At 50.8% G+C, this 12,429-nt stretch carries 8 protein-coding genes; 3 read left to right on the forward strand and 5 right to left on the reverse strand.

What is annotated here, in order from left to right; all coding sequences use genetic code 11:
• The first annotated feature begins 86 nt into the window (after window positions 1–86).
• Both B3Z23_RS01530 and B3Z23_RS01535 read left to right on the forward strand, forming a co-directional pair.
• Window positions 87–1,742 carry a glucan biosynthesis protein D gene (locus tag B3Z23_RS01530; RefSeq protein WP_294900634.1) on the forward strand — a complete coding sequence of 552 codons (1,656 nt, stop codon included), beginning with the start codon at window positions 87–89 and terminating at the stop codon, window positions 1,740–1,742.
• Window positions 1,743–2,295: 553 nt separating this feature from the next.
• On the forward strand, window positions 2,296–2,910 hold the full coding sequence (locus tag B3Z23_RS01535; RefSeq protein ID WP_294900637.1) for a response regulator transcription factor: 615 nt from the start codon (window positions 2,296–2,298) through the stop codon (window positions 2,908–2,910).
• 16 nt (window positions 2,911–2,926) lie between these two features.
• Here the strand turns inward: B3Z23_RS01535 and B3Z23_RS01540 are convergent, their stop codons facing one another.
• The 5 genes from B3Z23_RS01540 to B3Z23_RS01560 are packed head-to-tail and all read right to left on the reverse strand — an operon-like array spanning window position 2,927 to window position 10,230.
• Window positions 2,927–8,545 carry an ATP-binding protein gene (locus B3Z23_RS01540; protein ID WP_294900641.1) on the reverse strand — a complete coding sequence of 1,873 codons (5,619 nt, stop codon included), beginning with the start codon at window positions 8,543–8,545 and terminating at the stop codon, window positions 2,927–2,929.
• A 7-nt stretch (window positions 8,546–8,552) separates the two neighbouring features.
• Window positions 8,553–8,927, reverse strand: coding sequence for a response regulator (locus B3Z23_RS01545; protein WP_294900645.1), 375 nt, complete (start codon window positions 8,925–8,927; stop codon window positions 8,553–8,555).
• Between the two features lie 43 nt (window positions 8,928–8,970).
• Window positions 8,971–9,225, reverse strand: a complete 255-nt coding sequence (locus B3Z23_RS01550) for a DUF1427 family protein (RefSeq protein WP_294900648.1) — start codon at window positions 9,223–9,225, stop codon at window positions 8,971–8,973.
• 2 nt (window positions 9,226–9,227) lie between these two features.
• Complete coding sequence (locus B3Z23_RS01555; RefSeq protein ID WP_294900651.1) at window positions 9,228–9,479, reverse strand: DUF1427 family protein; 252 nt, start codon at window positions 9,477–9,479, stop codon at window positions 9,228–9,230.
• 58 nt (window positions 9,480–9,537) lie between these two features.
• The gene (locus B3Z23_RS01560) at window positions 9,538–10,230 is read right to left on the reverse strand and encodes a hydrolase (RefSeq protein ID WP_294900654.1); all 693 of its coding nucleotides are present in this window, start codon (window positions 10,228–10,230) and stop codon (window positions 9,538–9,540) included.
• 321 nt (window positions 10,231–10,551) lie between these two features.
• On the opposite strand from B3Z23_RS01560, the gene B3Z23_RS01565 reads away from it, so the two are divergent.
• Complete coding sequence (locus B3Z23_RS01565; protein WP_294900657.1) at window positions 10,552–12,429, forward strand: amidohydrolase; 1,878 nt, start codon at window positions 10,552–10,554, stop codon at window positions 12,427–12,429.

Below are 12,429 nucleotides of genomic sequence, written 5' to 3' on the forward strand. Positions count from 1 at the left end.
ATGAACACCATTCACCGGCGCAATTTGCAGTGACTTTGTCGCCGCAGCCAATATACACCAGAATAACCAAGGAAAATGTTTCCGGTATGAATCGCAGAATGTTTATGAAAGGCTCGCTGGCGGTTTCCGCCCTCGGGACCATGACAGGATTATCTTCCCTGCTGGCAAACTCCGCCTGGGCGGCTGACGGTATCGCCGACGGACATGCCCGGCAATTCGATTTTAACCAACTGAAACAACAGGCAGCTGCTCTGGCAAAACAGCCCTGGGGAGGGGCTCCGGGTCCGTTACCTGAAACACTGGCCAATCTGACGCCACAGGATTACAACGCTATTCAGTACGATGCCGGGCACTCCTTGTGGAATAATATTCCGGACCGTCAGCTGGATGTACAGTTTTTCCATGTTGGCATGGGCTTTAAACGTCGCATCAGGATGTTTTCGGTAGACCCTTCCAGCCGTCAGGCGAGGGAAATTCACTTCCGCCCTGAGCTGTTCAGCTATAACAATGCGCATGTTGACGTAAAACAACTGGTGGGAAAAAACGACCTGGGTTTTGCCGGGTTCCGGGCGTTTAAAAAGCCCGAACTGGCGCGCCGCGATATCGTATCTTTCCTCGGCGCCAGCTATTTCCGTGCCGTCGATGATACTTATCAGTACGGTTTATCTGCCCGTGGTGTGGCAATTGATACCTTCACTAATCACGAAGAGTTCCCGGATTTCACGGCATTCTGGTTTGAAACCCCAAAACCGCAAGACACCAGTTTCGTAGTCTACGCCTTACTGGACGGTGCCAGTATCACCGGGGCCTTTAAATTCACCATTGATTGCGAAAAAGATCGCGTGGTAATGACTGTTGAAAACAACCTGTATGCCCGTAAAGCCATCGAACAGTTAGGTATCGCACCCATGACCAGCATGTTCAGTTGCGGAACCAATGACCGTCGGATGTGTAACACCTATCATCCTCAGATCCACGATTCCGACCGTCTGGCCATGTGGACAGGCAAGGGAGAGTGGATTGCCCGGCCACTGAATAATCCTCAGCGCCTGACCTTCAACAGTTTTAATGATGAAAACCCGCGTGGTTTTGGTTTACTGCAGCTGGATCATGACTTTAATGACTATCAGGATGTGATTGGCTGGTATGACAAACGTCCAAGCCTGTGGGTAGAACCCGTTGGCAAATGGGGTAAAGGTGCCATTAACCTGATGGAAATCCCGACCACCGGTGAGACACTGGATAATATTGTCTGCTTCTGGAAACCTGAAGCCCCTGTCACCGCCGGCAGCGAACTGAGTTTCGGCTATAAACTCTACTGGAGCGGGCTGCCGCCGGTACAAAGTCCACTGGCACGGGTCGCGGCTACCCGAACCGGTATCGGTGGTTTTCCTGAAGGCTGGGCTCCGGGCGAACATTTTCCGGAAGTCTGGTGCCGCCGTTTCGCGGTCGATTTTGTCGGTGGCGACTTGCAGGCTGCTGCACCTAAAGGTATTGAACCGGTCATCACACTCTCCTCCGGCACCTTTAAACAGGTTGAGATTCTGTATGTTGAACCCCTCAAAGCCTACCGGATTCTGTTCGACTGGTACCCGAACAGTGATTCTACCGCACCGGTCAACATGCGGCTGTTCCTGCGTTCGCAGGGAGAGACACTGAGCGAAACATGGATGTATCAGTACGTGCCTCCGGCACCTGACCAGCGTAAATATGTTGATGACCGACAGATGACTGCCGGCTAATCACTGCGTGGCGAAGCGCCCTGTTTCGCCACTTTCACTTCCCTGTACCTTGTTCCGATATGCTCTATACCATCCTCACAGCAGGGGTCGGTACAAGCGATAAAGCCCTGAACCGCCTAAAATCCCTGTAAATGCCCTTGTGCCGACACAGACACACAGCCCTTTCCGGAAAGCGTACTGCAGTGATCGGTAAAGTCTGTTTCAGCCGTTGATGTCTCAAATGTCTCCTGCTGGCAAAAGGCACCACAATAACGCGGCCAATTCTCAGCGGCTGCCCTCTTTCTTTCGGAACCAGTAACCTGAAGTGAGCAGCGAGTTGCCCGGGCGGTTCTTGATAGCACTTGTTTTTGGGCCTGAGGCGGTGATATGACCGCGATTCAGGTGGCCACATCTACCAGGTCACTGCAATCTATTTTATTTGTAAGTGCAAATGGCATAAAACATTAATGAATGTGACAATTTGTCAGGATTGAGGGTGTTGCGTAAATTCATTAAGGGTTATATTGAGCTGCCAGTAAAAAAACAGAACACCTGACAGTCATAATGAGTTGCTATGGATAAAACTGTATATCTTGTTGACGATGATGAATCTGTTGTCACCTCACTGCAAAACCTTCTCAGTTCGGAGGGGTATGACATTTCAGCCTTTACCTCCCCCTCCGATTTTCTGAACCTGGCGGAATACAAAACCCCTGGCTGCCTGATAGTGGATTTGAACATGCCCGGATTGGATGGTTTCGAGGTCAATGTTTATCTCACCGAACGGGGGCATTCTATCCCCACCATTTTCCTCACCGGCCATGGCACAATCCCGATTACAGTCCGGGCCATGAAAGCAGGTGCGTTTGAATTTCTGACCAAACCAGTTATGCCTGATGAACTCATCAGAGTCATTGAAGATGCTCTTAAACTGTCAGAAAAAAGTGCCCACTTGTCCAGAGAGAAGCTGGAAATCACGGGTCGTTATCATACACTCACACCTCGTGAAAAAGAGTTGATGAAGTTTATTATCAGAGGGCTTCTCAACAAGCAGATAGCCGCAGAAATGGGGATCAGTGAAATTACTGCGAAAGTTCACAAACGCAGAGTTATGGAAAAAATGATGGTCAGGTCTGTCCCGGAACTCGTACGGATGTCGGAAAAACTGGGGCTGACTGATGACAACTAGCTCCTGAAAGCCCTTATCAGCATTGACTTATTCCGGACAATTCTCCCATATCCCCTTCCTGACGGATATCAGAAATATTCTGGCATTGCAGAGGCAGGGTGAACCAGAACAGACTGCCACCTTCCTCCCGGTTCTCTGCGTTGAGTTCACCACCGTGTCGTTTAATAATTCCGTGACTTATGGTTAGCCCCATCCCCATCCCTTCCGGCTTGGTGGTATAAAACGAATCAAAGATTTTGTCGATAACCTCATCTGTCATACCGGTGCCATTATCCACAACATCAATTCGAATCATGTCTGGCAAAGGATGAGACGTGGCAATCCGCAGATTGCGCGGGCCAGCTTTTACGGACATCGCCTCGATGGCGTTAATCACAAGATTAATCATAACCTGCTGAATCTGAACGTTCTCACAGAATATCCTGTCGTTGACCGCCGCCAAATTTAGTTCAAGAGACACGTTCCGGCGTTCAAGTTCCAGTCGGGCCAGTAAGATGATGTCATGTACAATTTGATGCATGTTTGAGAGGGAAAAATCAGTCATCTGATTGCGCGTCAGAGCCTGAAGACCGCGTATAATATTACCTGCCCGCTGACCTTCCCGGATTATCTCACTCAGCCCCTGGCTTATATTTTCCAGATTGACGGGTTCGCGTTTCAGCCATCTCTGGCTGGCTCCCGCATTCGATACAATCGACATCAGCGGCTGATTAATTTCATGTGCAATTGATGAGGTCAACTGCCCAACTGTCGATGCCCGGGCCACCCGGGCAAGATCGATCTGAGCGCTCCTGACCGCGTCTTCCGCCTGACGCTGGGAGGTAATGTCGGTCAGGGTGCCAAAATACTCGCGGACCTCAGGCCAGTTTTCATTTGGCTCACCGATGCCTTTTATATAGCGACACTCTCCGTTATCACGAACGATGCGAAATTCAGCCTGCATCACTTTGCCCTTAAGTGCCCATGACTCAATTTGCGCTTTCAGGTGGGGAAGATCGTCAGGATGCACCCGGCTCTGAAACTCAGCCATTGAGGTTGTCATCTGACTCTCTGGCAATCCCATAATGCGCTTATACTCATCAGAGATATACTGGATATCGGGTTCGATCAGCCAGTGCCATGTCCCGGTATGACTTATTTTTTCTCCCAGCATCAGAGAGGTCTGGCTGGCACGAAGCTGCTTTTCAATCTTTCTGCGCTGTATGTTTTCTTCGAGCAACCCGGCATAAAGCCGGGCTGTTTCGAGAGACACGGCTGCCTGAGCTCCTAGCATGGATACTATCCTGGAATGCTCTGCGGTAAAGACATCAGGCATCAGCCGGTTTTCCAGATAGATGACTCCCACCATCTGCGCCTGCCTGAACATGGGGACGCACATCACCGCCGCGCCCGATGCAACCAGATAGCTATCATGGCTAAACGGGCTGAAGACTTCTGGTTTCCCGGTGCGGATCTCCTGGCCCGTGCGGATAACCGCTGACAATATTGAAAGAGGGAGATCGGTTGCGCTCGGCAACTCCTGAACAATTTTGACCTTAACGCCCTCGGAGGTCGTCGAGGCTCTTGCCTGGATTTCCGGAGTGTTACCATCAATAAGACGAATCAGCATACAGTGCTGAGCACCGGCCCGCTCAACGAGTATTACCATAAGAATATGGATGAGCCGGTCCAGATTAATCTCTTCAGTTAACGCACGCATAACTGTCACTATACTCTGCAGATCACTGATAACTGCACTTTGCTCAAAGGGTACGGTGCTCAGCGCAGTCTGGGATGAGTGACTTGCCAGCGCCGGGTACTGCGTTTCTAACTGATGCACTTTTGCCCCCGCGCCCCACCGATCCCACGCAGCGATGGCACCCTTAATATAGCTATCACCGGCAAAAGGCATGTTAAGTGCATATACCATACGCGCAGCAAGCTCACAGGCAAGAGCGTTAATATGCGGAAACTGACCTTCTCGTGATAACGTCATGGCCTTTTCATACAGCTCCAGGGCCAGGCCTGTATCCCCCTCCAGTCGATGAAGTTCGGCACGCAGCAACGCCTCCTTATCGGAGAATGTCCTGCTGTTTTCGTTCGACCATGTCACGATCTGCTCAAGATGAAGTTGCAACTGATGTCGTAACTCTTCTGTCATGGTCCCCGTATTTAAAGGCACCGTTAGTGACAGTGCGCTGTAAAGATGATAATCCAACATGTGAACATGCCCGGGAATAAATGCGGTAAACTGCCCGGCATCTTTGAACCAGCGAGTTGCTGGTGCATATTCGCAGGCGAAAAAGTATGCCATGGCCTTATAGAGTCGTAACCAGAACTGCATCAGAAACACTGGCTCAACAGCCTGCTCAGGCTTCACGACTTCGGGTACCGGCGTCAGAAAATTATCGCCACTGAACGAGTTTCCCTGTGGCTTTCTCAGAAACATAACATAGTCCAGCTGCATGCCGAGAATCACTTCCACATCCCGGAACTGTGCCTTTCTGACAAATAACATCCCGCGTGTGATAGAAGTGTAAACCCCATCAAGGTGATCGCCACGAGCCAGATAGTTCATGATCAGATGGCGCAGAGCCAGACAGGCCGAAGTCCTGTCACCCGTTTCAACGCCAACATCGAATGCTGCTTTTGCTCGATCTATGGCATAGCTCATCGGCATAGTCCATACGCTGACCTGGTCGAGAGCCAGTAACGTGCGAGCCTTATAGCTGACAAAATCATGTTTATAAACCAGTTCACGCGCCAGCAAGGCGCTGGCAAATCCACGGCTGTACTCGTTGTATTGATCACCACACACTACGCCATACCAGGAAAGCGCGAGTGTAGATGCGCCTGACAGGCCACGTTCCATCGACAGATGTAATAACCTGCAAAGGATCATAAAGTGCAGTCGTGGATTAATAAACGCCGCAAAGGTGCTGGCACCTGCCAGCAGATTCATGACAGCCTCGGAATTTTTACACTCAACCAGTCCGAGAGAACGAAACCGGGTAAAAGGATTTTTCCCCACATCATCTTTAAGCACAATCCGTGCTTCATCGCACTCTTCCCGGGTCGGGTTACGATTCAACTCGATGCCAAAGACCGCAAGCCACGTGAGCGCCGTTTCCAGCGCAAGTTTGCTATCGGACTGGCGCATATGAATCTCTGCCATCAGACAGGCCGCCTGCGCCTTATTTGCGACCTGACCGGATGATGACTGGATACGGGCACTCAGTTCCAGCGCTGAGGAAAAGTTGCTATTGAAAAATTCACACTCCGCCTCTTCAAGAAGATATTCACTGGTGACTTCGATACCCACACTTTCATGAAGCAACCTGATAGCCTGTAAATAACGCAGTCCTGAAACGCAATCACCGCTGGTTTTGGCGCATCTGCTGGCGCGGAGCAGAAACTGGCTGATGCCATAATAATCGGAAGTCAACAGGGATAAATGATTTACAGACAGCAGGTGGTGCGCCGCTTTGAACAGGAACTCACTGGTTATATTAAGCGAAGACTCCTGCATGTAGTAACGCGCAGCTTTATAATGAAAATGATCTTTTTTTTCATCATGAAGCAGACTTAAGGCGGCTTCATAAATACTGTCATGCATAAATGAATAGATATTTTCATTGAGCGTGATAAATCCGGCAGTCGCTGCGGGCAGGAGTGACCCAGCAATGTCCTTAACCTCAACAGAGGTCATCTCACTCAATAAACTAAGTTCACCTGTACTCCCCAGGGCAGCAATCTGTCCCAGCAATTCGCGGGTCGGAAGAGGGAGAGAAGACAGATTCAGTAATACGCCGGCGGCTACGTTTGCCGTATAGTGGCTGTTGCGTAGCGCCTGTGAATCATAAGACCATCTCAACGGGGCATTATAGTTAATCAGGCCATCAATAACAGCCTGACGAAAAAACTCCTGAGTGGAGAGCGGGTTTCCGGCGGTCTTCTCATGTATCAGCGCCGCCAACTCCATTGTCTCTGTACTGCGGGCATGAAAACGATTGGCAAGCCAGTTGGCAATGCTTATTTCCGTCAAGGGCTCAGGCGTTATATCAGTGATCCGCTGCGCATTTGCCCGAATACCCTTGAGATTATTGGCGATTGTGGGACAGGGTAAGGAAATGCTGTCACGATGAGTGATAACCAGAAGCAGAGGGATCTCGTCACTCCGGCTCAACAGATTCTGTAAAAGATGTAACGAAGCCTGATCTGCCCAGTGAATATCATCCAAAAGTATAACCAGTGGCCTCCCCGGGGCGGTAAAGGCCTTTATCAGGTTGAATGCCACCAGATTAAAACGATCCCGGGCATCGCGCGTATGAGAAAGCGTCTGCACAGCAGCCTTCTGGTTAAGCAATACCCCCAACTCTGGAACCAGATTCACGGCCAGGCCTGCATGCTCTCCAATCAGGCGCAGGATGTGCGTTTTCCAGCGCGTCATCTCTTGCACAGGTAAACCCAATACGTGCAACGTCAGCGTTCTGAAAGCCGCGGTAAACACAGCATAGGGAAGGAACGGTGAATTTTTGTCTGCCTTTACCACGGTAAGCAGTGACTTCTTATTTCGCAGCAGCTTCAGCGCAGAAGCTATCAGCGACGACTTTCCCGCACCCGGCATGCCACTCACCGTAACCAGGGCATGCTTACCACTTCGGCTGACTTCATCAAACGCAGCCAGAATATTGGTCGCCTGCGGATGGTCAGCATACAGCGCTTGCGTCGAATAGCTCTCCATCTGAGTGTCCTGCGTTCCGGGAGAGAAGGACTCAATATTACCCTCCGATAAGAGTGTTGTGGCACAGCGGCGAAGGTCAGCCAGTAAACCGTCTGCAGTCTGATAACGATATTCCGGCGATTTGTGCAGGAGCTTCAAAACTATCGAAGAGATCATCACCGGTACGTTTGTACACAGCAAGTGGGGAGGCGTCGCCTCTGAGGCAATGTGGTGATGTACCCATTCTGCCTGCCCTCCTTCCACGTTACCATAGGGGAGTCTGCCGGTGAGCAGTTCATACAGCACAATTCCCAGGCTATATAAATCACTGACACGGCTGACAGGATGGGCAGACCGGGTGGTATGCTCAGGAGACATATAAGCAAGTGTTCCCCCTGAGACTGGCAGGTCAGGCTGTATAAGCAAATCATTCTGGACGAATGACAACCCGAACCCTGCCAGGTAAACGCTACCCTCCTCACTGAAAAAAAAGTTTGAGGGTTTAATATCCCCATGCACCAGGCCCTGCTGATGGGCAACGCTTAGCGTTGTGCAAAGCAAAGTCGCGTAGTTTAGAAACTCTATGATGCTGCCAGGTGGCGTACAAAGTAAGTCGGCCAGCGTACGATAGTTGAACGCCCGGTATATCAGCGCATATCTGCCCTTATAATGAGTTCGCTTAACAGGCCTGAGCGACCAGTGATCAGAGAGTCTATGGCGCAGTGCAAATTCATTTTTCAGCAACTGAGTGATGTGAAATACCGACGCTTCGTTACCCGCCGTTGCCATAACAAAGGTATCGCCACTGCTGGCATTACGGCACAGCAACCAGTCAATATTCCCTTCATGCGCAAGCGGGCTAACGGTTATCTCCTCAGATAAAATGAAGTCATCATTCTCCGGGGAATTAAATGTCTGCTGCGTTGTAATCATCGACAGGTTACCTTTGGGAAAACTCATTTCGTATGAGCTCAAACAACGTATCGATATCAACCGGCTTAGATAAAAATGCGATGGCGCCCAGATTAATTGCATACCGCATCATATTTTCATCCCCGTTTCCGGAAATAATAATACCCGCCGGTTTTGTTAGCCGCCGGGTCAGATGGATGAAAAGCTCAAATCCACTGATGCCTTTCAGGTGAACATCAATGATAAACAGCGCTGCATTGACTATCGCTGCTTCATCACAAAGAAGAGATTCTGCCGACCCGAACGCTTCTGTCTGATAACCTTCAGATTCCAGCAGATTAACCAGACCATTGCGGACCGAACGTTCATCATCGACAACGATAATGCGCTGCAACAGCTCCATGCTGTTTTCCTTAAATAAAGCTCAGGCCCTGTGAGTCACATCCTTAGGTGGTTTTGTCACCAGAGGGCGGAGTCTTGTCGCCAATCTTATGGTAATATTCGTGTCGAAACCAGTGCCGGTTAACCGGCTGACGGTTGACCAGTCTTTTGATCAATGGGATAAGATGCTCACCAACCTGCATACCTGACAGGCCCACAAGGGCAATGATCGGTGGCGCAGGCGAGTTAACGTCCAGAACGGCATAAATCAATCCAACCAATATACCAACAGCCAGTGAGACAGAGTAGGATTTCAGCATGTTTAGCCCGCCTGTTGGCCAATACGTGGTGGTGAAGACAGCGGCTTATCACTCACTGTCTGACTCTGCACATCGGTTGGTACCCGCGCGGATACTTCAGTATGGAACAGTTCACCGCCGGCCGTGCTACCCATCACCATACCCAGCAGCCCTACCAGTGCTACTGCAGGTGGAGCCGGTGACTGTACTTTAAGTAGTGAGTAAATAAGACCTGTCAGCACGCCCACGCCCAGAGACAATAATAAAGGACTCACGAGCCCTCCTTAATCAAATAATCGTCCGTCCCCCGGGAGACGGACCATTTTAAGCGGACTAACGGATTTTCGCAGGAACCGGCGCCAGAGTACGGTGCTCAGTCTTCTGACGTGATGGTGCTTTGTGAACCATGGTGTAAGCGTAATCAACGCCGATGCCGTAAGCGCCTGAATGCTCTTTGGCAATATCCATCACCGCGGTGTAGGTGTCTTTGTGCGCCCAGTCACGCTGCCACTCCAGCATCACCTGCTGCCAGGTCACCGGTATCACGCCTGCCTGGACCATGCGCTGCATAGCATAGTCGTGTGCTTCTTTAGTGGTACCGCCTGATGCATCAGCCACCATGTAGATTTCATAGTCGCCTTCCAGCATCGCGCACAATGCAAAGGTATTGTTGCAGACTTCGGTCCACAGTCCTGAAACCACCACTTTTTTCTTACCGTTAGCGGCCAGTGCATCGCGGACTTTCTGGTCATCCCATGAGTTCATTGAGGTACGCTCAAGAATGTCCTGCCCCGGGAACACGTCCAGTAGTTCCGGGAAAGTGTTACCGGAGAAGCTTTCAGTCTCAACGGTGGTCAGCACTGTCGGGATGTTGAAGACTTTGGCTGCTTTCGCCAGTGCAACCACGTTATTTTTCAGCACCTGACGGTCGATTGACTGGACGCCAAACGCCATCTGAGGTTGCTGGTCGATAAAGATAATCTGGCAGTTCTGCGGCGTCAGTACTTCAAGCTTACGATTAGTCATGTTAAGGCCCATTGAGGTTATTGTGGTTAAATCCAGTGGAATAGATAAACAGAGTTAACTGGCAGCTCCCGGATCACCCGCGTCACATTTATGCCGCTGTCCACAGGGTCACTGTCTGAGCACAGTGTAGGAACCTTTTTATTTTCAAAATATTATCTTTAGGTATAACTATACGAACGTATACCTATCCCTTTGTATAACTAGACGTTCTACAGATATCCTGATCATAATCCCGACATCCCAATATCCTGCTGTCACGGCAGGACAATTATTGTCCACGGTCTGCATTTCCGTTCCGGACAACTCATCTCAGGAGATCCTATGGTTACCCTTGGCAAAGCTGACGTCATTCTTACCAATGGCCGAATTCATACCGTCGATCGTGCAAATCCGATTGCCGATGCGGTGGCTATTCGCGACGGCAAGTTTCTTGAAGTAGGTACTCTGGCAGACGTCATGCAGCACCACTGTGAAGGCACTAAAGTCATTGATCTGAAAGGTCATACTGCGGTTCCTGGTCTGAATGACTCGCACCTGCACCTTATTCGTGGGGGGCTCAACTACAACCTGGAACTGCGCTGGGAAGGCGTGCCATCGGTTGCTGATGCGCTACGAATGTTGAAAGAACAGGCGCTACGTACACCTAATCCGCAGTGGGTGCGGGTGGTGGGTGGCTGGACGGAGTTCCAGTTTGCTGAACGCCGTATGCCAACGCTGGATGAAATCAACGAGGCATCACCAGATACCCCGGTTTTTGTTCTTCATCTCTATGACCGTGCCCTGCTCAATCGTGCCGCATTGAGAGTTGTGGGATATACCAAAGATACTCCTAATCCTCCGGGTGGTGAGATCCAGCGTGATAGCAATGGAAACCCGACCGGAATGCTGATTGCCCGTCCAAATGCTATGATCCTCTACTCTACGCTGGCAAAAGGGCCGAAATTACCGCTTGAACAACAGGTAAATTCTACCCGACAGTTTATGCGTGAGCTGAACCGTCTGGGCCTGACCAGCGCCATCGATGCAGGCGGCGGCTTCCAGAACTACCCGGAAGATTACGAAGTCATCACCGAGTTACATGAGAAAAAGCAGATGACCCTGCGCATCGCTTACAACCTGTTTACTCAACGTCCTGGTCATGAGCTGGAAGATTTCGAAAAATGGACAGACATGTTGACGCCGGGTCAGGGCAGCGATTATTTCCGCCACAATGGTGCCGGTGAAATGCTTGTGTTCTCAGCCGCCGACTTTGAAGACTTCCTTGAGCCGCGTCCGGACCTGGCTCCAGGAATGGAAGATGAGCTGGAGCGCGTGGTTCGCCATCTTGTTGAGCACCGCTGGCCATTTCGCCTGCATGCAACCTACGATGAATCGATCAGCCGTATGCTGGATGTGTTCGAAAAAGTGAACCGTGAAATTCCGTTCAACGGTCTGCACTGGTTCTTTGACCACGCAGAAACCGTGACACAACGTAATATCGATCGTATCAAAGAGCTGGGTGGCGGTATCGCGGTGCAGCACCGCATGGCGTTTCAGGGTGAGTATTTTGCAGATCGTTACGGCATTGAAGCAACCCGTCATACACCCCCGGTTGCTCGTATGCTGGAGACTGGCGTTCCGGTGGGTCTGGGTACCGATGCGACCCGGGTTGCCAGCTATAATCCATGGACAGCACTTTACTGGCTGGTCTCTGGTCGCACAGTCGGAGGAATGCAGATGTATGATGTCAATGCCCGCCTTGACCGTGATACTGCATTGATGCTCTGGACCCAGGGCAGCTCCTGGTTCTCAAGTGAGCAGGGTAAAAAAGGCCAGATTATCGCCGGTCAGTTGGCTGATATGGCCGTTCTGAGCAAGGACTACTTCAGCGTGCCCGAAGAAGAGATCAAGGGAATCGAGTCGGTACTGACCCTTGTTGACGGTAATATTGTTTACGCCGCAGGCTCATTCAGCAGTGAAGCACCGCCGTCAATCCCTGTACTGCCAGAATGGTCACCTGTTGTTAAAGTTCCGGGTCACTACCGCAGCGCACCGCCAGACACACAAACCCGTGTGGGCATGCAGCAGATGCCCCACCAGTGCAGCGGTCCATGTGGTGTGCATAGCCACTCCCATGATGTTGCACGTAGCGCCAATATACCGGTATCCGGGGAGAACGCCTTTTGGGGCGCACTCGGCTGCAGCTGCTTCGCGTTCTGA

The organism is Tatumella sp. UBA2305 (assembly GCF_002345795.1).
In the GTDB taxonomy this organism is placed as follows: domain Bacteria; phylum Pseudomonadota; class Gammaproteobacteria; order Enterobacterales; family Enterobacteriaceae; genus Tatumella; species Tatumella morbirosei.

Excerpts from the sequence above, each read along its gene's own strand:
- B3Z23_RS01540 (WP_294900641.1), bottom strand. The coding sequence starts at position 8,545 with ATGATTACAACGCAGCAGACATTTAATTCCCCGGAGAATGATGACTTC.
- B3Z23_RS01535 (WP_294900637.1), top strand. The coding sequence starts at position 2,296 with ATGGATAAAACTGTATATCTTGTTGACGATGATGAATCTGTTGTCACC.
- B3Z23_RS01560 (WP_294900654.1), bottom strand. The coding sequence starts at position 10,230 with ATGACTAATCGTAAGCTTGAAGTACTGACGCCGCAGAACTGCCAGATT.
- B3Z23_RS01565 (WP_294900657.1), top strand. The coding sequence starts at position 10,552 with ATGGTTACCCTTGGCAAAGCTGACGTCATTCTTACCAATGGCCGAATT.
- B3Z23_RS01530 (WP_294900634.1), top strand. The coding sequence starts at position 87 with ATGAATCGCAGAATGTTTATGAAAGGCTCGCTGGCGGTTTCCGCCCTC.
- B3Z23_RS01550 (WP_294900648.1), bottom strand. The coding sequence starts at position 9,225 with ATGCTGAAATCCTACTCTGTCTCACTGGCTGTTGGTATATTGGTTGGA.
- B3Z23_RS01545 (WP_294900645.1), bottom strand. The coding sequence starts at position 8,927 with ATGGAGCTGTTGCAGCGCATTATCGTTGTCGATGATGAACGTTCGGTC.